The 24,499-nt window shown below is 69.3% G+C and carries 24 protein-coding genes; 12 read left to right on the top strand and 12 right to left on the bottom strand.

What is annotated here, in order from left to right:
* Positions 1–164 precede the first annotated feature (164 nt).
* Positions 165–1,826 carry a carboxylesterase/lipase family protein gene (locus tag CSC64_RS09795; RefSeq protein WP_162435139.1) on the bottom strand — a complete coding sequence of 554 codons (1,662 nt, stop codon included), beginning with the start codon at positions 1,824–1,826 and terminating at the stop codon, positions 165–167.
* Positions 1,823–2,845, bottom strand: a complete 1,023-nt coding sequence (locus tag CSC64_RS09800) for an alpha/beta hydrolase (protein ID WP_425501706.1) — start codon at positions 2,843–2,845, stop codon at positions 1,823–1,825. Before CSC64_RS09800 ends, CSC64_RS09795 begins: the two co-directional genes overlap by 4 nt.
* Positions 2,846–3,026: 181 nt before the next feature.
* Here CSC64_RS09800 and CSC64_RS09805 point away from each other — a divergent pair, with 181 nt between their 5' ends.
* The 9 genes from CSC64_RS09805 (at position 3,027) to CSC64_RS09845 (ending at position 12,752) form a co-directional block, all read left to right on the top strand.
* The gene (locus CSC64_RS09805; protein WP_425501705.1) at positions 3,027–3,869 is read left to right on the top strand and encodes a 2-keto-4-pentenoate hydratase; all 843 of its coding nucleotides are present in this window, start codon (positions 3,027–3,029) and stop codon (positions 3,867–3,869) included.
* Positions 3,866–4,894, top strand: a complete 1,029-nt coding sequence (locus CSC64_RS09810; RefSeq protein ID WP_162435141.1) for a TRAP transporter substrate-binding protein — start codon at positions 3,866–3,868, stop codon at positions 4,892–4,894. The genes CSC64_RS09805 and CSC64_RS09810 overlap by 4 nt, the downstream gene beginning before the upstream one ends.
* Positions 4,895–4,903: 9 nt before the next feature.
* The gene (locus CSC64_RS09815) at positions 4,904–5,446 is read left to right on the top strand and encodes a TRAP transporter small permease (RefSeq protein WP_162435142.1); all 543 of its coding nucleotides are present in this window, start codon (positions 4,904–4,906) and stop codon (positions 5,444–5,446) included.
* Positions 5,446–6,726, top strand: coding sequence for a TRAP transporter large permease (locus tag CSC64_RS09820; protein ID WP_162435143.1), 1,281 nt, complete (start codon positions 5,446–5,448; stop codon positions 6,724–6,726). The genes CSC64_RS09815 and CSC64_RS09820 overlap by 1 nt, the downstream gene beginning before the upstream one ends.
* An 88-nt stretch (positions 6,727–6,814) precedes the next feature.
* A complete protein-coding gene (locus tag CSC64_RS09825; protein WP_162435144.1) occupies positions 6,815–7,870 on the top strand; it encodes a LacI family DNA-binding transcriptional regulator in 1,056 nt (351 codons plus the stop codon).
* Between the two features lie 168 nt (positions 7,871–8,038).
* Positions 8,039–8,887, top strand: a complete 849-nt coding sequence (gene kduI / locus CSC64_RS09830) for a 5-dehydro-4-deoxy-D-glucuronate isomerase (protein WP_162435145.1) — start codon at positions 8,039–8,041, stop codon at positions 8,885–8,887.
* Between the two features lie 145 nt (positions 8,888–9,032).
* The gene (gene kduD, locus CSC64_RS09835) at positions 9,033–9,791 is read left to right on the top strand and encodes a 2-dehydro-3-deoxy-D-gluconate 5-dehydrogenase KduD (protein WP_162435146.1); all 759 of its coding nucleotides are present in this window, start codon (positions 9,033–9,035) and stop codon (positions 9,789–9,791) included.
* 145 nt (positions 9,792–9,936) lie between these two features.
* Positions 9,937–11,064, top strand: a complete 1,128-nt coding sequence (locus CSC64_RS09840; protein ID WP_162435147.1) for a GDSL-type esterase/lipase family protein — start codon at positions 9,937–9,939, stop codon at positions 11,062–11,064.
* Positions 11,065–11,432: 368 nt separating this feature from the next.
* Positions 11,433–12,752, top strand: a complete 1,320-nt coding sequence (locus CSC64_RS09845; protein ID WP_162435148.1) for a sigma-54 interaction domain-containing protein — start codon at positions 11,433–11,435, stop codon at positions 12,750–12,752.
* Positions 12,753–12,986: 234 nt separating this feature from the next.
* Here the strand turns inward: CSC64_RS09845 and CSC64_RS09850 are convergent, their stop codons facing one another.
* The 6 genes from CSC64_RS09850 to CSC64_RS09875 form a co-directional block, all read right to left on the bottom strand.
* Complete coding sequence (locus CSC64_RS09850) at positions 12,987–14,336, bottom strand: transporter (RefSeq protein ID WP_238389943.1); 1,350 nt, start codon at positions 14,334–14,336, stop codon at positions 12,987–12,989.
* Positions 14,337–14,375: 39 nt separating this feature from the next.
* Complete coding sequence (locus CSC64_RS09855; RefSeq protein WP_162435149.1) at positions 14,376–15,173, bottom strand: hypothetical protein; 798 nt, start codon at positions 15,171–15,173, stop codon at positions 14,376–14,378.
* Between the two features lie 12 nt (positions 15,174–15,185).
* Positions 15,186–15,902 (bottom strand): C39 family peptidase, encoded by a 717-nt coding sequence (locus tag CSC64_RS09860; protein WP_162435150.1) that lies wholly within the window; start codon positions 15,900–15,902, stop codon positions 15,186–15,188.
* 171 nt (positions 15,903–16,073) lie between these two features.
* Positions 16,074–17,912 (bottom strand): adhesin, encoded by a 1,839-nt coding sequence (locus CSC64_RS09865; protein ID WP_162435151.1) that lies wholly within the window; start codon positions 17,910–17,912, stop codon positions 16,074–16,076.
* Between the two features lie 40 nt (positions 17,913–17,952).
* Positions 17,953–18,639, bottom strand: coding sequence for a hypothetical protein (locus tag CSC64_RS09870; RefSeq protein WP_425501707.1), 687 nt, complete (start codon positions 18,637–18,639; stop codon positions 17,953–17,955).
* Between the two features lie 2 nt (positions 18,640–18,641).
* Positions 18,642–19,145 carry a hypothetical protein gene (locus CSC64_RS09875; protein ID WP_162435152.1) on the bottom strand — a complete coding sequence of 168 codons (504 nt, stop codon included), beginning with the start codon at positions 19,143–19,145 and terminating at the stop codon, positions 18,642–18,644.
* 303 nt (positions 19,146–19,448) lie between these two features.
* Here CSC64_RS09875 and cls point away from each other — a divergent pair, with 303 nt between their 5' ends.
* The 3 genes from cls (at position 19,449) to CSC64_RS09890 (ending at position 22,086) form a co-directional block, all read left to right on the top strand.
* Positions 19,449–20,894: a cardiolipin synthase gene (cls, locus tag CSC64_RS09880; protein WP_162435153.1), complete on the top strand. Its 1,446-nt coding sequence runs from the start codon at positions 19,449–19,451 to the stop codon at positions 20,892–20,894.
* A gap of 137 nt (positions 20,895–21,031) precedes the next feature.
* Positions 21,032–21,304, top strand: a complete 273-nt coding sequence (locus CSC64_RS09885) for a hypothetical protein (protein WP_162435154.1) — start codon at positions 21,032–21,034, stop codon at positions 21,302–21,304.
* Positions 21,301–22,086, top strand: coding sequence for a pyridoxine 5'-phosphate synthase (locus CSC64_RS09890; protein ID WP_162435155.1), 786 nt, complete (start codon positions 21,301–21,303; stop codon positions 22,084–22,086). The genes CSC64_RS09885 and CSC64_RS09890 overlap by 4 nt, the downstream gene beginning before the upstream one ends.
* A gap of 239 nt (positions 22,087–22,325) precedes the next feature.
* Here the strand turns inward: CSC64_RS09890 and CSC64_RS09895 are convergent, their stop codons facing one another.
* The 4 genes from CSC64_RS09895 to CSC64_RS09910 all read right to left on the bottom strand — a co-directional run.
* Complete coding sequence (locus tag CSC64_RS09895; protein ID WP_162435156.1) at positions 22,326–22,742, bottom strand: ExbD/TolR family protein; 417 nt, start codon at positions 22,740–22,742, stop codon at positions 22,326–22,328.
* 3 nt (positions 22,743–22,745) lie between these two features.
* Positions 22,746–23,168: an ExbD/TolR family protein gene (locus CSC64_RS09900; RefSeq protein ID WP_162435157.1), complete on the bottom strand. Its 423-nt coding sequence runs from the start codon at positions 23,166–23,168 to the stop codon at positions 22,746–22,748.
* Positions 23,169–23,215: 47 nt separating this feature from the next.
* The gene (gene exbB / locus CSC64_RS09905; protein ID WP_162435158.1) at positions 23,216–23,974 is read right to left on the bottom strand and encodes a TonB-system energizer ExbB; all 759 of its coding nucleotides are present in this window, start codon (positions 23,972–23,974) and stop codon (positions 23,216–23,218) included.
* A gap of 89 nt (positions 23,975–24,063) precedes the next feature.
* Positions 24,064–24,499, bottom strand: a 436-nt coding sequence (locus tag CSC64_RS09910) for an energy transducer TonB (protein ID WP_162435159.1), incomplete at its 5' end; no start/stop codon positions are given.

The following is a 24,499-nucleotide window of genomic DNA, read 5'->3' on the forward strand; positions in this document are numbered from 1 at the left end:
GCTCCCGCTCCCGCGCTCTTCTGTAGGAGCTCCCTTCAGGGGCGACCCGACCCCGCTGGAAGGCACTGCATTCAACGCGCAACCTCCGGATCGGTCGCCTTGAACGCGGCCTGCGTCCAGCCTCCTCGGGTCGCCCCTGAAGGGAGCTCCTACAACAGGAACGGCTACATCGTGCCGCGCTGGATGAAGGGTGCCTGCTGCCAGAAGCGGCGTTCGGCGCCGCGCGGATCGTCGGCCAAGCTCGCCGGCAGGTCGAACAGCATCGTCTGCCGCCGCGCCATCGAGTACGGTTCCCAGCGCGCCAGGCCGCGATGGTTCGGATCGCCATGCCGCGCCAGCGCCAGCAGCGCGTCGCTCATCCGGTCGGCCATCGCCTGCGCATCGGCGCCATCGCCGGTGCGCGAGCCGGGCTGGCGCACGTTGTCGAACACCAGCGGGATGTCGAGGGTGTGGAAGGCGCGGAACCTGCCTTCGTCCAGCGGCGAGCCCCAATCCAGCTGGTAGGCCCAGGTCGGTGCGCTGCCGGCCGGCTGGCGCGCCCGCGCCTCCAGCTCCTCGACCGCGCCTCGCCAGGAGCGGCCGGCGGTGGTCGCGGCGAAGAACACTTCCGACGGGGTGTAGTGCGGATACAGGCGCCGGTATTCGGCCACCACCAGGTCGACCCGGAGGTCGACGAACTGCTGTTTTTCCAGGCGGGCCGGCAGCGCGTCCCAGGTGAGCGCGAAGTTCTGCGGATCGTTGCCGAGGAAGGCGCGGGTCTCGTCGCGGGTGTTGCCGACGACCATCGGGATCGCGGCCGACTGCGCCGGCGCATCGGGCCAGAACGGGTGCCGCGGCAGCACCTCGCCGTCCATCACCGGGCCGAAGTACAGGCGCGTCTCCTCGATCCGCGAGAAGTCGCGCGCGCCGGTGCCCTCCAGGATCGCCTCCGTAGGCAGCGCACGCAGCCGTGCCAGCGCGTCCGCGGCGGCCGGATCGATCCCGACCGTCTCCAGGAACCGCTGCGCGCGTTGCATCGCCGCGCGCGGGCCGGCGGCGGTGACCTGCTGCCCGCTCATGGTCCATGCCTTGTGGAACAGCCCGCGCGCGGCCGGCATCGCCATCAGCGTGGCGATCTTGGCGCCACCGCCGGACTGGCCGAACACGGTCACGTTGCCGGCGTCGCCGCCGAACCCGGCGGCGTTGTCGCGCACCCACTGCAGCGCCAGCACCAGGTCGAGCTGCCCGGCGTTGCCCGAGGTCGAATAGCCCGGCCCGCCGAGCAGGCCCAGGTACAGGTAGCCGAATGCGTTGAGCCTATGGTTGACGGTGACCACCACCACGTCGCCGCGCCGGCACAGGCGCGTGCCGTCGTACAGCGCATCGCTGCCCGAGCCGGTGTCGTAGCCGCCGCCATGGAAGTAGACCAGCACCGGCCGCTTGCCGCCGTCGCGCAGGCCCGGCGTCCACACGTTGAGGAACAGGCAGTCCTCGCTGCCCGGGCCGTCGTTGCCGCGCTGCGGCGCCGAGGCGGCGTAGTCCAGCGCATCGGCCACCTCGCGCCAGGGCGCCGGCGGGCGAGGCGCCAGGAAGCGCGTGGCCGCGGTGTCGGCGCCATAGCGGATGCCCTTGAACACGCTCACGCCCTGGCGCGACATGCCACGCACGGGCCCGCTGCGGGTGCGCGCGATCACACTGCCGTCGCCGCCGGCGAACGCCCGCGGCGCGGCGCCGGCCAGCACGAGGCCGGCGCCAAGGCCGGCCGCCTGCAGCAGGCGGCGGCGTTGCGGATCGGTGGCCGCGTCCGTCGATGCCGTGGCGAGGGTGGGATGTCGTTCCAGGGTCATCGCTCGCTCCGGGGGAAAGTGGCCGCCGCGGGCGCCGGCGACTGCGCATCGCCGGCCGGCGCGTGCGCCCGGATCCAGTCGATCGCCAGCCGCGGCCACGACGCCAGCGTGCCGTGTGCCTCGCGCACGCCGAAGCCATGGCCGCCGTGCGCGTAGAGATGGGTTTCGTGCTCGATGCCGGCCTGGCGCAGCGCCGCCTCGAACAGCAGGGTGTTCTCGACCGGCACCGCCGGATCGTCCTGAGCGTGCAGCAGGAACACCGGCGGGGGGCGCGCATCGACCCGGTGCTGCAGCGAATACGCCCGCACCGAGGCGGCATCCGGCGCATCGCCGAGCAGCCTTTGGCGCGAGCCCGGGTGCGCATGCGCGCCCATGTCGATCACCGGATAGACCAGCACCGCGTAAGCCGGGCGCGCGTCCAGCGCATCGGCCGTGTCCACCGGCGCATATACGCGCTCGCCGTGGCGGGTGGCCAGGCTGGCCGCGACATGGCCGCCGGCGGAGAAGCCCATTACTCCGACGCTGTCCGCGTCCAGGCCCCACTCGGCCGCATGCCGCCGGATCAGCCGCATCGCCCGCTGCGCGTCGGCCAGTGGCACGTCGCGCCCGCCACGATGCCCTTCGCCGGGCAGCCGGTACTGCAGTACGAACAGGGTCAGGCCGCCGTCCCGGGCGAACGCCGGCACCAGGGCGCTGCCCTCCCTGTCCAGGACCACGCGCTGGTAGCCACCGCCGGGAACCACCAGCAACGCGCGCCCGTCCGGCCGGGCGGGGCGGTACACGGTCAGCGAGGGTGCGATGACGCCGTCGACGTAGCGGTCCGGCACAGCCGGATCGACACCGCGTTCGACGATGCGCGGGGCCAGCGCCAGGCCTTCCGATCCCGGCGCCGGGCCGGGCCAGAGCGGCACCTGCGCCGACGGGAGGCTACCGGCCAGGGCCGGGACACCCAGGGTGGAAAGGGCGGTTGCCGCGCACAGCGCTCCCATCCGAATGCGGGCGTGCATCCGCGCGCGCATGCGCCCGAGGAGCCGCTGGATCGACTGCATGGAAGCCTCCATCTGATGTTGCGTTGCAGCGTGCAGTGGCGCATTGACGCAGTGCACATTGCGGCATGACACCGGTTTACCATATACAGCTCCGGCGCCCGCTGTCGATCCGCGGTGCAACACACTACGAGCCTATTCCTGGGGAGACATCTTGAGCACTGTCACAGGCCACAAGGACGATGCGCCGGCGCCGCCGGAACTGTCGGCCATCGCGGACCGCTTCGTCGCCGCGCGCCGGCGTGGCGTGGCGCTCGAAGCCTTTCCAGGCGTGATTCCCGCGGATCTGGTCAGCGCCTACCGGGTGCAGGACCTGGCGATCGCGCAGTGGCCCGACCAGGTGGTCGGCTGGAAGGTCGGCTACATCGCCGCCGAGCGTCGCGACGCCTCCGGGGACGAGCGCCTGCTCGGCCCGATCTTCTCCCGGCAGCTGCGAAATGTCACCGGTGGCAGCATGCCTATCCCGGTGTTCGTGGGCGGCTTCGGCGCGGTCGAGGCCGAGTACGTGCTGCGCCTGCTGGCCGACGCGCCGGAAGGCAAGCTGGACTGGACTCCGGACGAGGCGGCGGCCGTGCCGGCAACCCTGTACATCGGCGTGGAAGTGGCCAGCAGCCCACTGGCGACGATCAACGAGCTCGGCCCGCGGGTGGTCGTGTCCGACTTCGGCAACAACAACGGCCTGGTCCTGGGCGCGGAAGTCCCGGACTGGACCGCGCTGGAGGACTCGGCGCTGCTGGCCGAGACCTTCATCGACGACGCCAGCGTCGGCAGCGGCGGCGCCTCGCGCCTGCCCGGCGGCCTGCGCGCTGCGTTCGCCTTCGCCCTGTCGCGCTCGGCGCGCCGCGGCCGCCCGCTGAAGGCGGGCGAGTACGTCGCCACCGGCAACGCCACCGGCATCCACGACATCGCCGCCGGGCAGCGCGCCCGCGTCGTGTTCCAGGGCCATGGCACCCTGGACTGCCACGCCGTGCCCGCCGCCGAGGAGGTTCCCGCATGAGCCATGGCCTGACCCGGCGGCGCCTGCTGCTGGGCGGTGCCAGCGCCGCCTGCGCGCTGCCGCTGGCCGCGGCCGGGCGCGCGTTCGCCGGCACCACCGGCAAGGTCGACGCCGCCGGCCACCGCGTGCTCACGGCCACCGACGTGCACGTGTCCGACTACCCGACCGTGGAAGCGGTGCGCTGGATCGGCCAGACCCTGGAGCGCGAGACCGGCGGCCGGCTGACGCTGCGCCTGTACCACTCCGGCCAGCTCGGCCGCGAGGCCGAGGCGATCGACATGGCCCGCTACGGCGTGATCGACATCACCCGGGTGTTCTCCGGCGCGCTCAACAACGCCTTCCCGCTGACCCAGGCGCTGTGCCTGCCGTACGTGTTCGATTCGATCGGGCACATGCGCCGGGTGATCGACGGCGACGTCGGCGAAGAGGTGCTGCGCAGCTTCGAGACCCGCGATCTGGTCGGCCTGGCGATCTACGATTCCGGCGCGCGCTGTTTCTACAACACCAGGCGCCCGATCGTGGAGCCGAAGGACCTGCACGGCATGAAGATGCGCGTGGCCGCCTCGGACATCTTCATCAAGCTGGTCCGCCTGCTCGGCGCCAACCCGACGCCGATGTCGCTGGGCGAGACCTTCTCGGCGATGGAGACGCACATGATCGACGGCGCCGAGAACAACATGCGCAGCTTCCATTCCAGCCGCCACTTCGAGGCGGCCGGGTTCTGGTCCGAGACGCGCCACTCCTACGCGCCGGACGTGCTGGTCATGTCGCGCGCCAGCTTCGTCTCGCTCTCGCCGGCCGACCGCGAACTGCTGGTCCGCACCGCGCGCGAATCGGTGCCGGTGATGCGCGCCAAGTGGGACGAGTCCGAAGGCGTGGCGCGCGCGGCGGTGCTGGAGCACGGCATCCAGGCCAACGAAGTCGACATGCCCGCGTTCCACAAGGCCGCCCAGCCGCTGCTGGACGAGTACCACCGCAAGCCCGAAATCGAAGCCCTCTACCGTCGCATCCGCGACCTCGCCTGAACCGGACCCATGACCGAGACCGCATCCACCGTCCCGGCCAGCCCCGCGCAGCGCGCGCTGGACCGGCTTGCCGGCATCGCCATCGCCATCGCCGCCGCCGCCCTGGTCGGACTGGTGGTGGTGCAGGGCTGGCAGGTGTTCGCCCGTTACGTCATCAACGATTCGCCGAGCTGGACCGAGCCGGTCACCCTGCTGCTGCTGGCCACGGCGATGAGCCTGGGCGCCGCCGCCGGCGTACATACCCGCCGCCACTTCGGTTTCTTCCTGTTGCACGACCATGTCCGGCCGGCGATCCGCAAGGCCATCGACGTGGTCGTGGCTCTGGTGATCGCCGGCATCGGCGCGGTGATCGCCTGGTGGGGCGCGATCCTGCTGTTCGACGGCCTGGGCATCCGTGCCGCCGGCGCCCACCTGCCGCAGAGCATCAACTACCTGCCGCTGTCGCTGGGCGGCGCGCTGATGGTGCTGTTCGCGATCAACCAGCTGGTCCAGGGGCTGGCGCGGAAGGCGCCGGCCGCGCCGCAACCGGCGCCGCAGGACGGAGACCTCTGATGGCCATCGCCCTGCTTTTCCTCGTCTTCGCGGTGCTGCTGGTGATCGGTGTCCCGGTCGCCTTCGCCCTGGCCGCCGCCTCGCTGGTCGCGCTGCTGTACCTGGACCTGCCCTCGGTGGTGATGGTCCAGCAGATCTCCGCCGGCTCCGGCTCGGCCTCGCTGATCGCGATCCCGCTGTTCATCTTCGCCGGAGAGATCATGATGCGCGGCGGCATCTCCGAGCGCCTGATCGCGCTGGCCTCCTCGCTGGTCGGCCGCCTGCGCGGCGGCCTGGGCCAGGTCTCGATCCTGTCCTCGCTGTTCTTCGGCGGCGTGTCCGGATCGGCGATCGCCGACGTCTCGGCGGTGGGCGGCACGATGATCCCGCAGATGGTCAAGCGCGGCTACGACCGCGACTTCGCCGTCAACGTCAGCATCACCGCCGCCCTGGTCGCGCTGCTGGTGCCGCCGTCGCACAACCTGATCCTGTTCTCGGCCGCGGCCGGCGGCGGGCTGTCGATCGCCCGGCTGTTCGCCGCGGGGATCATGCCGGCGCTGCTGATGACCGTGGTGCTGATGGTCACCGGCTACGTGGTCGCGCGCCACCGCGGCTACGGCACCGAACCGTTCCCGGGCTGGCGTGCGGTACTGGTGCGGCTGGTGTCGGCGCTGCCCGGCCTGGGCCTGGTCGCGCTGATCTTCGTCGGCATCCGCGCCGGCATCTTCACCGCGGTGGAATCGGCGGCGATCGCCGTGGTCTACGCGCTGCTGGTCACGGTCGTCCTGTACCGCCAGCTGCGCCTGCGCGAGTTCCTCGAGACGGTCGTGCATGCCGCGCGCAGCACCGGCGTGATCCTGTTCGTGATCGCCACCGCGGCGGTGTTCGGCTGGCTGCTGGCCTACCTGCAGGTGCCGGCGGCGGCGGTCGAGTTCCTGCAGTCGTTCGCGCACAGCAAGTACATGGTGCTGCTGATGATCGTGGTCATGCTGCTGCTGCTGGGCACGTTCATGGACCTGGCGCCGATGATCCTGATCTGCACGCCGATCTTCCTGCCGGTGGCCAAGGCCTACGGCATCGACCCGATCCACTTCGGCCTGGTGCTGGTCCTGACCGGCGGCCTCGGCCTGGTCACCCCGCCGGTGGGCTCGGTGCTGTTCATCGGCACGGCGATCGGCAAGATCAGCGTCGGCGAGAGCATGCGCACGATCTGGCCGTTCTGGCTGGCCGGGCTGGGGGTGCTGCTGGTGGTGACATTCGTCCCGCAGCTCTCGCTCTGGCTGCCGGGCGTGCTCGCCTGACCTTGTTTCCTGCGCCCGGCCAGCGGCCGGGCGCAACCGGGGCCCCGGCTCCGGCTAGAATCGACCGATCCCTCCAGCGACCACCTCCATGCCCGCGCGCCCCACCTCCGCTACCCCGAATGGCCGGCTCGCCTCCGGCAAGGCCGCGACCATCAACGACATCGCGCGGCTGGCCGGGGTCTCGAAGAAGACGGTCTCGCGGATCATCAACCACTCGCCGCTGGTGCGCAAAGACACCCGCGAGAAGGTCGAGGCGCTGATGCGCGAGGTCGGCTACACGCCCGATCCGCTGGCACGCGGCCTGGCCTTCCGCCGCTCGTTCCTGATCGGCATGGTCTACGACAACCCCACCGCGCAGTACATCGTCGACATGCAGTACGGCGCGCTGGACGCACTGCGCGAATCGGGCTTCGAACTGGTGGTGCACCCCTGCGACACCCGCAGCCCGGGCTATATCGACGGCGTGCGCCGCTTCGTCCAGCAGCAGAAGCTGCACGGGGTGATGCTGGTGCCGCGCGCCTCCGAGGACCAGAACCTGGTCGACATGCTGGCCGAGACCGGCTGCCGCTACACCCGCATCGTGCCGGTCGGCTTCGACGACCGCGACGGGCGCATGATCGTCACCCACGACCGCGACGGCGCGGCCGAGGCGGCCGACTACCTGCTGACCCTGGGCCACCGCGACATCGCCCTGATCACCGGTCCGCTGGCCTACCGCTCGGCGATCGAACGCACCGAGGGCTTCGTCGGCGTGCTGGCCCGGCGCGGGATCGAGGTGCCCAAGTCGCGGATCATCGAGGCCAGCTACACCTTCGAGTCCGGCGTGGCCGCGGCCGAGAAGCTGCTGGCCGGCAAGAACCGTCCCACCGCGATCTTCTGCGGCAACGACGAGATGGCCGCCGGCGTGTACAAGGTCGCCATGCGCGCCGGGATCAGCATCCCGCGCGACCTGTCGGTGATCGGCTACGACGACAGCCCGCTGGCCGCGCGGCTGTGGCCGTCGCTGACCTCGGTCCGCCGCCAGACCCGCGACACCGGCCGGATCGCAGCCAGCATGCTGATCCGCACCGACAACGCGCCGTTGCCGGTCGCCAGCGTGCGGCCGCACCTGATCGTCCGCGACTCCTGCCAGCCTCCGGGCTGACCCTCCACCCTCGTCCGTCCCGCCCGAATCCCGACGCGGGTTTTGCCGCAACGCGGAATGACACCGGTTACCGTCATTCGCTAGAATCGCCTTCCAAAGCCGTCGTCCAATGCACAGGCCAGAGCCGGGTTCCACCGCCCTGGCGCACCGCCCGAGGAGCCCGACTCGATGTACCAGAAGACCTACTACGCGACCCACCCCGGCGTCATGCAGGGCGCCAGCAACGACGAACTGCGCGACCTGTACCTGATCGGCGAGCTGTTCGCCGCCGACGAGGTGCGCCTGAACTACACCCACTACGAGCGCTTCGTGATCGGCGGCGCCGCCCCGGTGAACCAGGCCGTGTCGCTGCCGAAGCAGACCGAGCCGGCTTCGGCCGCGGGCAAGCCGTTCCTGGAGCGCCGCGAGCTGGGCGTGATCAACGTCGGCGCCGGCACCGGCACGGTGACCGTCGACGGCACCGCCTACACCCTGGGTCCGAAGGACGGGCTGTACGTGGCGATGGGCAGCGAGGAGGTGAGTTTCGCCTCGGCCGACGCCGCCAATCCGGCGAAGTTCTACCTGACGTCGACCCCGGCCCACGCGCGCTTCGAGACCAGGCAGCTGTCGATCAAGGACGCCGTGGCGCTGGAGCGCGGCGCGCTGGAGACCAGCAACGAGCGCACCATCTACCAGTTCATCGTCCCGGCCACCTGCCAGTCCTCGCAGCTGCTGCTGGGCCTGACCGTGCTCAAGCCCGGCAGCGTCTGGAACACCATGCCGCCGCACCTGCACGACCGCCGCAGCGAGGTCTACTTCTACTTCGACCTGGGCGCCAACGACCGGGTCTACCACTTCATGGGCCAGCCGGACCAGCAGCGCCACATCGTCATGCAGAACGACGAGGCGGTGGTCTCGCCGCCGTGGTCGATCCACATGGGCTCGGGCACCAGCAACTACGCCTTCATCTGGGCGATGGGCGGCGAGAACCTGGACTACACCGACATGAACGTGCTGGACATCTGCCAGCTGAAATGAGGTGACGCGCCACCGGTCCGCCGGTGGCGCGCACACGCGTAGAGCGGGGCTTGCCCCGCTGCTCTTCCCGTCAGCGCCGGGACATGGCCCGGCTTCTCCAAACGTGTTCAGCGGGGCAAGCCCCGCTCTACAAAAGGAACCGCACATGGCAAGCAACCCGTTCAGCCTGGAAGGCAAGGTCGCGCTGGTCACCGGCGCCAACACCGGCCTGGGCCAGGGCATCGCGCTGGCGCTGGCCGAAGCCGGCGCCGACATCGCCGCCGCCGGCATCGTTCCGGCCGATGAAACCGGCGAGAAGGTCCGCGCGCTGGGCCGCCGTTTCCTCAACATCGACGCCAACCTGATCAGTATCGAGCCGGTCGAGCGCATCGTCGCCGAAACCGTCGCCGGCCTCGGCGGACTGGACATCCTGGTCAACAACGCCGGCCTGATCCGCCGCGCCGACGCCGTCGAGTTCAGCGAGAAGGACTGGGACGACGTGATGAACGTCAACATCAAGTCCGCGTTCTTCATGTCGCAGGCCGCCGGCAGGCACTTCATCGCCCAGGGCAGCGGCAAGATCATCAACATCGCCTCGATGCTGTCCTTCCAGGGCGGCATCCGCGTGCCCTCGTATACCGCCTCCAAGAGCGGCATCGCCGGCATCACCCGGCTGCTGGCCAACGAGTGGGCGAACAAGGGCATCAACATCAACGCGATCGCCCCGGGCTACATGGCCACCGACAACACCGCGCAGCTGCGCGCCGACGAGGACCGCAGCAAGGCGATCCTCGACCGCATCCCGGCCGCGCGCTGGGGCGTGCCGGCCGACCTGGGCGGCACGGCGGTGTTCCTGGCCAGCAGTGCCGCGGACTACGTCAACGGCGCGGTGATCCCCGTCGACGGCGGCTGGCTGGCGCGCTGAGCCCGTCTCGGGTTCGAGCCTGCCACGGGCGCGCGGTCCTGGCGCCGCACTCTCTCTCCGCGCCCGCGGCAGGCGCTTTCCCGATCCAGGCCCCGTCCGGCACAGTTGCATGCCGGCGGGGCCTTTTTCTTGGAGTTGGAGCGAAATGATGCCGACCCGACTGCTGCTGACCGTGCTGCTGGCATGCAGCCTTGCGTTCCAGGCCCAGGCCGCGCCGCGCCGGGTGTTCATCGCCGGCGATTCCACCGCCGCCGAGTACGGCCCCGAGCGCGCGCGCCGCAACGGCTGGGGCCAGCAACTGCAGTCCTTTCTCGACCCGGCGTACTACGAAGTGCGCAACCACGCCGTCGGCGGACGCAGTTCGCGTGGCTTCGTCGAGGAAGGCCGGCTGGAGCCGATCGCCGGGGAGCTGCGCAAGGGCGACGTGCTGCTGGTCCAGTTCGGCCACAACGACGCGAAGGTCGAGGACCCGGCCCGCTACAACGAACCGCGGCAGGACTATCCGCAGTGGCTGATGCGCTTTGTCGCCCTGGCCCGCGAGCGTGGTGCGACCCCGATCCTGCTCACCCCGGTCTCGCGCAGGGTCTGGGACTTCGGTTCGCTGCTGGACACCCATGCCCGCTACAGCGACGCGGTGCGCGAACTGGCCGCGCGCGAGCAGGTCGCCCTGCTCGACCTCGACGCCAGCAGCAGTGCCTGGATCCGCGCGCTGGGCGACGAGGCTTCGAAACCGTACTTCGAGCACGTGCCCGAGCGCGGCGTGCGTGACGACACCCACTTCAGCATCGCCGGCGCGACCCTGGTCGCCTGCCTGGTGGTGCGCGACTGGAAGGCGCTGGATCCGCAACTGGCCGCGCACGTGGTGCGCGATACCGACTGCGGCGCCCCGGCCAGCGCACGCGCCGACCTGGCCGCGCAGAAGCATCCGTCCTCGGTGGTGCACGAGGCCGACTTCGCCCGGCAGCAGCCGGGACCGCACGGCGGGCCCGGCCGCACCACCGCCTATACGCTGTTCGCAGACGCGCCGGAACTGCCGTTCGTGATGCGCAAGCGGGTGCTGCACAAGGGCGCGGGCATCGGCCTGCACCAGCACCACAAGGACGAGGTCTATTACGTGGTGGGTGGCCGCGGCCGCTACGTGCTCGACGGCAAGGCCTACGACGTGGCCACCGGCAACGCGACGCTCACCCGCGCCGGCAGCACGCATGCGATCGAGCAAGTCGGCGAGGAAGACCTGGTCCTGCTGCTCGCCTATCCGGTGTCTTCACCGTGATCGCATCGACCGGTTCAGTCGGATGAAGTGTTCACAATTCTGAAGGTTTCCCCGTTTGTCCGGTTGTGGCCTGCCATGGCGTTAGATCGGAATACGACAGGGCATTCGTTGGACCGGGAAACAGCAGGCCGGGCGCACCACATCGCAGGTGCGCCGCGGGGGAACCAACGAGTCGAGTCGCACATGCAATCCGCCCTGTTCTGCCCGATCCGGTGATCGGCGCGATTCCGTGACCTGCCGCCGCCACTGGTGCGTCGGATCCCTGTCACGGAGCGATGGCAGGCTGTGCCGACGCTCGCCCCCCCGGGTGACCGTCATTGGGAGCATTCCCCGCAGTCGGATGACACAGGGTGCAGGAGCAAGGAACGATGGCGGCAGTTCCGGAAGTACGATCCCGTTGCATGATCTGGCTCGGCCGGCCCACAGGCCAAGAGCGTGAAGTGCTGGCAGCCGCGGGCTGGGAGCTGCGCGTGGTCGAGGATGCGCGCGGCGCGCGCATCGGCCTGCGTGGCGGCGACCGCGTGGCGGCGCTGTTGGACCTGCGCCACGCCGGCAGCGACTGGACCGCACGGATGCAGGCGCTGCTGTCGCCGCATTCGGACCTGCCGCTGGTGGCGCTGGGCGAGGCGCCCGACGGGACCGTGCCCGCCTGCCTGCTGCACCTGCGCCAACCGCTGGACGTGGCCCAGATCCAGCGCCTGGCGCAGATCGTCGACGGCGACACGCCGGTGCGGGACGGCATCGGCAGCGACCGCCTGGTCGGCGACAGCGCGGCGATGCTGGCCGCGCGCGCCAGCCTGCACAAGTTCGCGCCGGTGGAGCTGCCGGTGCTGGTGACCGGCGAGACCGGAACCGGCAAGGAGTTGGCCGCACGCGCCCTGCACGACATGTCACTACGCCGTGGCAGGCCGTTCATCGCGGTCAATTGCGGCGCGCTGCCGGCCAACCTGGTCCAGTCCGAACTGTTCGGCCATGAGAAGGGCGCGTTCACCGGCGCGATGGCGCGGCGCATCGGCCTGTTCGAGGCCGCCGACGGCGGCACCATCTTCCTCGACGAGATCGGCGACCTTCCGCTGGACGCGCAGACCAATCTCCTGCGCGTGCTGCAGGAAGGCGCGCTGGAGCGGGTCGGCAGCCACCATTCGATCCGCATCGACGTGCGTGTGGTCGCCGCCACCAACGTCGACCTGGAGGAGGCCGTGGCCCAGGGCCGCTTCCGCCCCGACCTGTACTACCGGCTGGACGTGCTGCGCCTGCGCATGCCCGCGCTGCGCGAGCGCGGCGACGACGTGGAGCTGCTCGCCCGGCATTTCCTCGCCCAGTTCCGCGAGCAGCACCGGGTGCGCGCGCGTGGCTTCGATGCCACTGCGCGCCGCCAGCTGCGCGGCCACCGCTGGCCGGGCAACGTGCGCGAGTTGATGAACCGCGTACGCCGCGCCGCGGTGGTCTGCGAGAACGAGCTCATCGACGCCGCCGCGCTGCAGCTGCACGATGCGGCCGCGGCCGCATCCGGGGACGACGGCCTGGACGAGGTGCGTGTACACGCCGAGCGCGAGGCGGTGCTATCCACCCTGCGCGAGTCCGGCTTCAATGTCAGCGAGTGCGCCCGCCGCCTGCGCGTGTCGCGGGTCACCGTGTATCGTCTGTGCAAGAAGCACCACCTCGAGCTGGAGACCCTGCGCGTGTAGGATCGGCTTCAACCGAGACGGGGGCGGGGCCGGGCACTACGTTAGACGCGCCGGACGGGTCGAGGATGAACTACGCGTCTCCATGCGTGGTGGGGGTCGCCCCTGAAGGGAGCCCCTACAAAGCAGCGCCTTTTGTAGGAGCTCCCTTCAGGGGCGACCCGAGGCGGGTCGGACCCCGACTCTCAACGCACCGGGCGGCACCGAGGACCACCGCCGGCCCGCTTCCAAAGCCGGCTACAGGCTGTACGGAATCCTGAAACCAAGGCTGAAATCCGGCGCATCCGGGGTCAGGCCGATACCGAGTATCCCCACGATCGTCGCCTCCGGGCTCAGCGCGTGGGTGACGCCCAGGTTGAACATCGCCGCATTGGCATCGCTTCCAATCACCTTTCTCCACGGGCTACCCTCATAACGGGTCTGCGCGCGCGCGCTGAGCCGGTTGCTCAGCGACATGCTGAAGCTCGTACGCTCGTTGAAGGCGAAAGCCACACCGGCGCCGTAGTAGAACGAATCGCCCAGCTTCACATCGCCCGGATTGACCGTGTCGGGGTTGGTATCGAGATCGTCGAAGCTGGCCTCGAACGAATAGGTGTAGCCGATGTTGCCGAACAGGATCGCCGGGTCGGTGGTCTTCACCGCCGACACGCCGATGCTGGCCTGCCAGACCCCGTTGCCGGTCGGCTGCTCGTCCGGTATGGCGAAGCGGACGTAGTCGTCGTCGTCACGCTCGAGCACGGTCCACGGGATCCCGTACGGCTCGCGCCCGGTCGGCGCGGTGACGCCGAAGTTGAGCACGGTCTCGGGCCGGCTGCCCTGCTCGGGAAGCAGCAGGTAGTTGGCGCTCAGGGTGACATCGCCGATGCCGCTGCCGGTGGTCTCTTCCTGCGCGATCGCCGCCGCCGCGCCACCCGCGCCGCCCTTCTGGTAGACCGTCTTCCGGGCGACGTACGGCACGTCCATGTTCAGGCTCAGCCGTGGGCCGATGCCCCAGCGCGCCGCCAGGTTGTAGTTCAGGGTGTCGGATTCGACATTCTCGATGGCGATGTTGCCCAGGAAGATCGCATCGAGAGCAAGGAAGCCATTGAGGGTGAGCTGCTTGCGGTCGTAGCGGTTGTAGGTGAGGCTGTTTTCTATCACCAGGCTCTGGTCGAACAGGGTCCGGGTCTGCCGCTTCACGTCGGCCACGCTGCGGCTCATCGCTTCGCTGCGCGCCTGCTCGGCTTCGGCCGCAGTGCTGGCATAACCTTCCTGCGTGGGCGGCGGCTGAGCTGTCGCCGGCGACGGCGCGGCCGGGACGGCGGCGACCGGCGCGACCGCACTGTCGGTGACGGCGGCGGGCACCTTGCCCGCCAGCCGCGCCTGCAGCGCCTGCACCTGCATGTCGAGCTCGCGAAGGCGCCGCACCTCCTGGGCATAAGCGGTCTTCAGCTCGGCCAGCTGCTGGCTCAGCTGGCGCAGTTCGGCCTGGTCGGCCGGCGTACCGGTCTGCGCGGAGGCCAACGGCGCGGCCAGCGACGCGCCCAGTGCGGTCAGGATGGCCAGGCGCAGGGCCGGGAGGGATACCACCGTCGTCTTCCTGATCACGAGTTTCTCCTGTGCCTGCCCTGGCCTGCTTGCGGTTGTTCAGTAGCCGATGGCGATGCCACGGCTCAGCGCGATCGCCTGGGCCACGTTCTGGCCCAGCGCCGCGCGGCCCTGCGACGTGTTCCGGACCAGGTCCAGTTCCATCCGGTTGCTGACCTGCTGGCCGTCGGTCGCCAGCTGGATGGTCTGGCCCATGCCGCTGCGGCTGATCCACTGTTCCACCGCCCCGTGGCCATCGATCTGCAGGAGCACGCGGGCGATGTTGTTCTCCACCGAAGCCACCGCGTTCATGCCCGGGGCCGAAGCCGTGGCGACGGTGCTGGCGGCAAGGCCGGCGGGCGGCGCTTCCGGCGGCGCCTGGCGCTCGGTCACGGTGATCTGGGCCGTGTTCTGGGCGACATTGCCGTCGCCGGCGACCTGCACGCTCTGGACCACGCCGGTGACGTTGGCCAGGCCCGCATTGTCGATCTCGCGCTGCCCGGACGGCGGCGGCGGCGGCGCATCGATCGCGGTGATGCTGACGTGCGGCTGGAAGGTCACGACCGGTTTGCCCGGCTGGCGCACATCCATGGTCACGGTCATGCTGCTCGTCAGCTGCTGCCCGGCATCGTTCTGCCAGGTCGACACCATGGTCACGCCGAACCAGGCCACAGTGTTGCTGCTGACCGTATAGCGGCCGCGCATGTCGCCCATTTCCTCGTCGCTCAATTCAACCAGCCCGCTGCCGTTGCCCACGGGGACGGGCGGCGGCCTTTCGGCCTCCTGGGCCAGGACGGGCAGCGCCACGGGGGTGGCGGCCAGGCCGATGGCCAGCCTCAGGATGCGTTTTCCGTTCATGTCGCGGTCCTCCTAGAACAGGTCGGCATGGCTGAAGCCGAAATCGATCAGCTCGGCATCGGTGATCGGGCCCTGCCGCGCATACAACGCCCTTGCGCTGGGCTTGGTACTGGGTTGCAGCAATACGGTGTTGCGGTCGAAGTCCGAGCCGATCACGACGAACACGGCGCGCGACGGCCACGACTCGAGGAATGCGGCCAACGGCATGATCCGGTTTCCGAGCATGGGATCGCCGATTTCGACCTGGTCGCCGTTGACCTGCTTGAGCACGACGAAATGGCGGAAGCCGTTCACGTCCATCAGCACCAGGCTCGGTACGCGCAGGTTGCGCAGCCGTGCCTCGTCGACCCGGTATCCGCGCCCGCGCATGCCCAGCGATTCGACGTAGCGCTTGATGTCGAGCAGCGAGAATCCGCGCTCCTTGACGATTTCCGGATCGGCGACGGAAAGCATGCCTTCGATCACCGTGTTCTCGTCGGCATCCAGGTGGTAGGCATAGCGCAGAATGGTGGCCAGCGACGCGGCGCCGCAGCTGTAGTCGGTCTGCTGCCGCACCAGGTTGCGGAAGCGCGACTCGCGCATGCTTTCCACCGGGACGCGGTATAGCGCGCCGTTCGGCAGAACCCCGGAGAAGGCGACGTCGGCCGCGCGCGAGGGCCATGCGACGAGCGCGGACAGCGCCAGCAGCAGCGCCACGCGGAGCAGGCTCGGGGACAGGGGGCGCGACATGGCGGATTCCTGTAACAGCTACGTCGAGAGAGAACGCATCCGGGTTCATCCACCGGACACCGGAAGTGGAAGCCCCGCCCCGCGGGGGAGGCGGGGCGGGGCGTTCCGTGATGTCCCGGCCACGGCGGATGGCCGGGAGTCACCCTTTGCCGTCCTTGCGGACGCGATCTGTCAGCCGCCCGGACCACCAGTGCCCGGCTGGGCGACCGCCAGCGACAGGCTGTTGGACTGCTGGTTGCCGGTACCGGCCGAGATGTTCACGCCGATGTTGCCCGTCGCGCTCTGGAACGCAGCGCCCGAAAGCGTCGCCGAATTGGACGCGTCGGAAACGGTATCCAGGGTCGGCAAGGCCAGCAGGCCGGAGAGCGAGGCGGTCAGTTCCGCGTTGCCCAGTTCATTGAAGGTGATATCGCCACCTTCCGTGGTCTTCCAGGTGCCTTTCTCGTCGGTGTCGAATGCGATGCCGCCGACGCCATCGGCGTACGGGTTGGCGACCGCGTTCTGGATTTCGTTATCCATGTCGAGATGGCCCGTCGTACCGCCATTGGGATGGTTGAGTGCGCCATTCCAGGAGTCCAGATAGAAATTGTCCTTCTGGTAGGCGTTGCCGCGGCCCTCGTAAGTGCCGCTGGCGCGGCCACTGTAGGAACCGATCGCGCCACCCAGTTTGCCGGTGACCGCGCCGGTCAGGTTCACCGCGACCTCTTCCAGGCCTTCCCTGACCTTCGGTGCATTGGTGACCGTGTTGCCGGCGGACACCTGGTTGGTGCTGACCGCCGCCGACGCATAGCTCGCGGTAGCCACGGAAGCCGCCAGCGAGTTCTTCTGCTGGTTGTTGTTGCCCGAGGTGACGTTGACGCCAACGTTGCCGCTCGCAGCGTTGAAGGCGTTGTCGCCGACCGAAGCGGTATTGGCCACGCCCAGGTTCGAGGTCTGGTTTCCGGCCCCGGTCTGCTGCACGAAGACCTTCGAGTCGGCCAGGCCAAACGCGAAGCTGGCGTCCGCGGCCGACAGTGCGGCGGCGTTGTCCTGCTGGTTGTTGTCGCCGGCACCGACGTTGAAGTGCAGGTTGCCCGAAGCCTCAGAGGCGACGTCGTCGGAGATGGATGCGTCGTTGCTCAGCTCGTCATTGGCACCGACGTTGCCGCCAGTGGCCTGACGGTTGTCGATCACCGCAATCGCAGCCGAATCGATCTCCAGGTCGCCGGACACGGTCGGGCTTCCGGTGAAGTTGATGCTCGAGGTCAGCGACAGGTCGGACTCTAGTTCGGCCGAAACGCCATGCTCATCCACTTCCTTGTCGATCGTGATGTCGTGGTCGACGAAGACCACTTCATTGTGGTCGATGTCGGTGTCGACGAAGTTGCGCTCCCAGTTGAACTCGATGTTCGCCGAGGCGTTGAACTCCTTGTTCACCTCGGTATTGATCGAGGTGTTCTTGTCGAAGTTGTCGTTGTAGGTCGTGGCGACGTCGTGGGTGGCGGTGGAAGTCCGCTCGAACGTATCGCTGTAGGAGATGTCCGACGTAAGCGACTTGTCCACCGTGTCGCTATAGGAAACGTCCGACGTGAACGACTTGTCCACGGTGTCGCTGTAGGACGTATCGACGGCATGGTTGGCGGTGGAGGTCCTGTCGAACGAATCGCTGTAGGAGATGTCCGACGTAAGCGACTTGTCCACCGTGTCGCTGTAGGACGTGTCGATCGCATGGTTGGCCGTGGTGGTCCGGTCGAACGTATCGCTGTAGATCAGGTCCACGTCCTTGTTCACATCCGATGTATAGGTATCGCTGACGACCACGTCCACGTCCTTGTTGACATCCGACGTGTAGGTCTTGTTCGTGGTCAGGTTGGTGGCGATGTTCGTATCGATGTTCGTATCGATATTGGTGTTGATCGCGGTGTTCAACGTCGCGGTGGGGGTTGGGGTGGGGCTTTCGCTTTCGGCGCTGGCAGCTGTCGCGGCGGTAATCGCCACGGCAAGCACGGTCCACTTCAGGGTCCTTTTCATGGTGTCCTCTCTCTTGCTCTCGGTTGGTTGGATTGCCGCCTCACGGGCCGGTCGAGATCGACAACATCAGGCTGTTGCCGGTCGCGTTGGCCGAACCCGCGATCTGGTTGAGCTGCAGCACGCCCTCGAATCCGCGCAGCGCGGTGGCTTCCACTGCCACGTTGCGGCTGGCGGTCTTGCCCGCCGGATTGCGGGCGCGTTGCCGCTCTGCCGACGCGAAGGCGCTGGCGGACATCGGTCCGTCCTGCCCCTCGCGTGTGCCCTGTTGCGCCACCACCATCGACACCGCATTGAGTTCCGCGTTGCCGCTGCCGCTGGCCTGGTTGATGGAAGCGATTCCGCTGGCGCCGGCCAGGGCCGAGCCGCCGATCACCGCGCTGGCCCGCGCCGGTGCGTCGTACACGTCGGCATCGCTGCGCTGGCGCGCGTCCACCGTGGCGATGGCGTAGCTGCCGACGGCGATGGCGCGCAGGTTGGCCTGCTGGTTGAGGTCGCCGGCGGCCTGGTTCACCGCGATCGCGCCGGTGCTGCCGGCCAATGCGTTCTGGTCGATCCGGGTCTGGGCAAGGTAGCCGAGCATTTCGGCGTAGTCGTCGCGCACCTGGGCCTGGCCCGGGCCCGGCAGCAGCAGTGTCGCGGCGAACGCGGCGGCGCACAGCAGCCACCAGGCCGGCGCCGTGGTCCGGGCGCGGATGGCCGCGGCGCGGCGAGGCTGGCGCGAGGTCATGCTCACGGACCCTTGCCCGGAGTGACGCCGGCACCCAGCGGGAAGTGGGAGAGCGCGCCGGTCACGGTCGGGGCGATACCGCGGGTGGCGCCCGTGACCGAGCCGGTGGCGCCACCGACGGTGCTGATGAATCCGCTTCCGGACAGCACGCCATCGGGACCGGTGGTCCTGCCGAGCGAACCCTGCACCGCCCGGTCGGTCAGCTGGGTGGGCATGCTCGTGCGATCGGCCGCGGCAACCTGCAGCTGTCCGGACGAAAGTTCGGCGAACTCGTCGTCGGACATCTCACCCGTTCCCAGGGTGCCATGCACTTCGCGGTTCGGCTTCGGATCGACGATCAGAGCAATGCCGGGTGGCGCCGGGCGGTATGCCGGACGCGCGCTGACGTCGCGCAGCAGCACCATCTCGCCCTTCTTCGGGTGCACGCCGGCATATGCCTCGGCCGCATGGGCGACCGGCGCGGCGAGCAGCAGCACCGGCAGGCAGGCAATGAGATGTCGTGACATGTGCGCGATTCCGTGCGTGGGCTGAACAGCAACGCACGACCCGTGCCAATCGCGTTTTTTCTTTTAATTCATTTGCTTGCAGAAATTCCGGCGCAGCCCGGGGTGAACCGGTGTTACATCCGCGCAGCAGCCGGGAGACGGCCGATGGTGCGGAGCCCGTCATGGCGGGCTTTCACCCGCTGTTGCGGCCTTGAAACAGGAGCCGCCGCAGATTTACAGCGACTCGTTCAGGAACATTGGCGCATCCGCCGCCGCGTGATCATCGCTGCCGCCACCCAGCCTGCGCTGGCCTAGAATCCGGCCATGCCCGAATTCCTGTCGGCGGTCTGGGACCGCATCGCGTCGATCCCGAACCTGGGCCTGTACCTGCTCGCCGCCTGGCTGCTGTACATGCTGTGGCTGGGCGTGTGGATCATCCTGCAGAAGCGCGAGCCGGTGGCCACCCTGAGCTGGGTGATGTCGCTGGCGCTGCTGCCCTACATCGGCTTCCTGATCTACTTCCTGTTCGGTCCGCAGAAGATCCAGCGCCAGAGCCTGCGCCGTGGCCGCGCGCGACAGGGCATGGAGCAGTACTCCGGCAGCCAGGACGGCGATCCGCAGGTCCTCGAACTGTCGCGGCTGGCTCTGGCCAGCACCGGCCTGCCGCCGTCCTCGGCCACCTCGGTGCAGTGGCTGGTCGACGGCCACGCCACCTTCCAGGCGCTGCTGCAGGCCATCGCCGGCGCGCGCCACCACGTGCACCTGGAGTACTACATCTGGGAACCGGACCGCACCGGCCTGCGCGTGCGCGACGCGCTGGTCGAATGCGCGCGCCGCGGCGTGCAGGTGCGCCTGCTGCTGGACGCGGTCGGCGCCGGGCGCATGCGTCGCCGCCACCTGCAGCCCCTGCTCGACGCCGGCGCCGAGGTGGGCTGGTTCCACCCGACCCGGTTCCGCCCGTTCACCCGGCCCTGGCTCAACCTGCGCACCCACCGCAAGATCGTCGTCGTCGACGGCCGCACCGGCTTCGTCGGCGGCATCAACATCTGCGACACCCAGGACGAGTCGCTGGATCCGGGCGCCTACCGCGACCTGCACCTGCGCGTGGAGGGCGTGGTGGTGCGCAGCCTGCAGCTGGTGTTCGTGGAGGACTGGGTCTACGCCGCCGGCTGCGAGGCACGTGCCTTCGGCGCGCCCGAATACTGGCCGCGGCTGGAAGCCGGGCCGGTCGGCGCGCAGGTGCTGGTGTCGGGCCCGGATTCGTCGTGGGAGGCGATCCACCGCCAGCACGTGGCCGCGATCCACGAGGCGCGGCGCCGGGTCTGGCTGGTGACGCCCTACTTCGTGCCCGGCGAGGCGGCGCGCATGGCGCTCACCTCGGCCGCGCTCGGCGGGCTGGACACCCGCCTGATGGTGCCGCGCTGGAGCGATTCCAGGCCGGTGACCCTGGCCGCGCGTTCCTACTTCGACGAACTGCTCAAGGCCGGCGTAGGCGTGTACGAATACGGCCCGCGCATGCTCCACACCAAGGCCCTGCTCATCGACGAGGACCTGTGCATCGTCGGCAGCGCCAACTTCGACCATCGCAGCTTCCGCCTCAACTTCGAGGTGTCGATCATGCTGCGCGACCGCGACAGCTGCGAGGCGCTGGAACGGCTGCTGGAAGGCGAAATGCAACAATCCCTGCCGGTACGGCTGGACCGGCCGATGGGGCTGTGGCGTCACCGCCTGCCCGAGGCGTTCGCGCGCCTGTTCTCGCCGCTGCTGTGAGGACGACGGACGGACCGACGGGCGGACGCACGGGTGGCCGTCGCGGTGTCCGAGGCGGCATCATTGCCCCGCCGGTGGCCGTCGCCGCCGGTCCGGGACCCCGGTCCGCGTCTGTCCCAACGGGAAGGAGACTTGCGATGCACTGGCTCTATCTGCTGCTGGCGCTGGGCGCCATGCTGCTGGCCCTGACCACCGTCCACGGCTGGCTGCTGGTGCTGTCGTTGCTGGCCGCCGTGGCCCTGTCCGTGGCCTGGATCCGTGGCTGGTACCAGGAACGCATCGGTGACAACCAGCGCGACGAGTCGGCCATGATCGACCCGCTCGAACTGCGCCGCCTGCGCGAACTGGCCGAAGCGCGCAAGCGCGAAGCCGCCGCCCAGACCCGGGATCCGGCGCCGCCTTCGGCATGAGCGCCCGGCTCAGCGTCAACGTCAACAAGGTCGCCGTGCTGCGCAACTCGCGCGGCGGTCACGAGCCGGACGTGGCCGCCGCCGCGGAAGCCTGCCTGCGCGCCGGTGCGCACGGCATCACCGTGCACCCGCGCCCGGACCGGCGCCACATCGTCGCCGAGGACCTGCCGCCGCTGGCCGCGCTGGCCGCGCGGTTCGACGTGGAACTGAACGTCGAGGGCAATCCGTTCGCGCCGCCGCGGCCGGGCTACCCGGGCCTGCTGGCGCTGTGCGAGGGGGTGCGCCCGGCCCAGGTGACCCTGGTCCCCGACGACGACGGCCAGCTCACCTCGGACCACGGGTTCACCTTCGACGGCGACCTCGCCCCGCTGGCCGCGCAGGTCGCCGCCTTCGCCGCGCTCGGCTGCCGGGTCAGCCTGTTCGTCGATGCCGGCGTGCCCGGGCTCGAGCGCGCAGCTGCGCTGGGAGCGGAGCGGATCGAGATCTACACCGGCCCCTACGCCGAAGCCTTCGCTGCCGGCGATGCCGGCGCCGCGCTGGCGGCCTGCATCGATACCGCGCGCCGCGCCCAGGCCGCCGGGCTGGGCGTGAACGCCGGCCACGACCTCTCGCAGGCCAATCTCGGCGCCTTCCTGGCGGCGGTGCCCGGCGTGCAGGAGGTGTCGATCGGCCACGCCCTGGTGGGCGAGGCGCTGTACGCCGGTCTGGACGCCACGGTCCGCGGCTACCTGTCGGTCATCGACGGCGCTCCGCCCGCCCCGTCTCCGTCTCCTGTCCTGTAGGAGCTCCCTTCAGGGGCGACCCGAGGGGGCTTGAACCCAGCCGCGCTCAAGGCGACCGATCCGGGACGCTGTGGGTTGAACGCGGCTGCGTTCCGACGGGATCGGGTCGCCCCTGAAGGGAGCTCCTACAGGACGCGGATGCGGTCGCCACAAAAGGAAACGCCGCCCGGAGGCGGCGTTTCCAGCTGCCTGGCCCGTGATCCCACCGCTGCAGGAAGCGGGATCGGCAGGCCTGGCGGTTACTGCTGCTGCACGAAGTTGATCTTCATCATCTGCGCGTTCTTGGCCGCGGCCAGCACCCGTGCGACGGTCTCGTACTCCGAGTCGGAACTGGCGTCGATGCGCAGCTCCGGCTGGTTGGTCGGATCGCGCTGCACCTCGGTCTCCATCATCTGTAGCAACGAGCCCAGCGCAACCGGGCTGTTGTTCCAGTAGACCTGGTTGGTGGAGTCGATGCGCAGGTCGATCGGCGGCGGCGGCTCCTTCAACACCGGCGGCGGGTTGATGACCCGCTGCGGCAGGGCCACGTCGATCGGGTAGGTCATGATCGGCGCGGTCACGATGAAGATGATCAGCAGCACCAGCATCACGTCCACCAGCGGCGTGACGTTGATGTCGGCCATCGGGCCCTTGCCGGATCCGGAACTGAAAGCCATGGCTTAGTGACCCTTCTCTTTGGTGGCGACGAAGCCGATGTCGAGCATGCCCTGGGACTGCGCGACGCGGGTGACGTCGTTGATCGTGCGCATCTTGGTGGTGCGGTCGCCACGCAGGTTGAGCTTGGGCTGCGGCACCTGCTGGGCGACGCTGGACAGGCGCGACTCCATCACCTCGCGGGTGATCTCCTCGTCGTTCCAGAACAGCGAGCCATCCTCCTTCACCGAGATGGTGATGGGCATGACCTTCGGTGCTTCATCGTCTTTCTCTACCACGTCGGTCTGCGGCAGCTCGATCTTCACTTTGTGCTGCATCAGCGGCGCGGTGATGATGAAGATGATCAGCAGCACCAGCATCACGTCCACGAGGGGCGTGACGTTGATGTCGGCCATCGGGCCGCCGCTGTTGTCGGAACTGAAGGCCATGCGGGCTCTCCGTAAACTTCTTGGTTCGTTCTTCTAGTACCGCCGGCTCAGCGCACGCGCGAGCCGGTGGCGAAGAAGTCGTGCAGATCGTGGGCGAACGAATCGAACTTGGCGATCGTGGCGCTGTTGATCTTGCTGAAGAAGTTGTAGGCGAACACGGCCGGGATCGCGACGAACAGGCCGATCGCGGTCATGATCAGCGCCTCGCCCACCGGGCCGGCGACGGCGTCGATCGAGGCCGAACCGGTCGCACCGATCTTGATCAGCGCGCCGTAGATGCCCCACACGGTGCCCAGCAGGCCCACGAACGGTGCGGTCGCACCGACGGTCGCCAGCAGGATCATGCCCGACTGCAGCTTGCTGCTCTCGCGGGTCACGGCCTGGCGCAGGGCGCGGTCGACGAACTCCGAGCGGGTCAGCGACTCGCCCAGGCCCGAGCCGGCACCTTCGGCGCGCTGGTGGTGGGCGGCGGCCTGGGCGGCGTCCAGGGCGATCTTGGAGAACGGCTCGCTGCGCGGCTGCTCTTCCATCACGCGGATCGCGTCCTGCGCGTTCGGGGCTTCCCAGAACGCATTGACCACGCGGTCGGCGTAGGACTTCAGGCGGGTGTTCTTGATGGCGTTGAAGATCGTCCAGTACCAGGACGCGGCCGACATCAGGACCAGGGTGAGGAGCACGATCCACGAGACGGCGAATTCGCCCGGATTGGCGATCATCTCGCTCAGCAGGTGGTCGAAGCCCATCTGCGTGAGGGCGGAGGCGTTGCCGCCCCCGGCGGCGGCGGCGATGAAGAGTTCCTGCAGCATGACGCTTACCTTTGGTTTGTTTGATGGAGAAGGAAGGCGGAAACGCTAGGCCCGGTTTCCGTCATGGCGGGCCATGACGGATGCGGACATCAACCCAGGGTGAAGTTCACCGGGACCCGGACGCGACCGGCCGCCTTCTGGCCGTTCACAGTTGCGGGATTGAAACGCCATTTACGTGCGGCTTCCATCGCGGCGCGGTCCAGGTCGCGGTTGCGGCTGGACTTCTCGACCGACACGTTGGTCACGTTGCCGTTCGAGTCGACGTCGATGACGAGGACGACCTCGCCTTCGATGCCGGCGCGCGCGGCGGCCGGCGGGTAGCGCGGCGGATTCATGTTCTTGGAGGAGATGTCGACGCTGGCGCCGATGTCGGCGACCGGCTGCGGCGGCGCGGGCGGCGCCGGCGGCTGGAACACGTCGGTCGGGCGCGGCTCGGCCACGTCGATCGGCGGGGCCTCCGGCGGCGGCGGCACCGGCGAGGGCTTCGGCGGCGACAGCTCCTTGATCGGCGGCGGCGGCTTGTCC

The sequence above is a fragment of the Pseudoxanthomonas koreensis genome, assembly GCF_010093225.1.
In the GTDB taxonomy this organism is placed as follows: domain Bacteria; phylum Pseudomonadota; class Gammaproteobacteria; order Xanthomonadales; family Xanthomonadaceae; genus Pseudoxanthomonas; species Pseudoxanthomonas koreensis.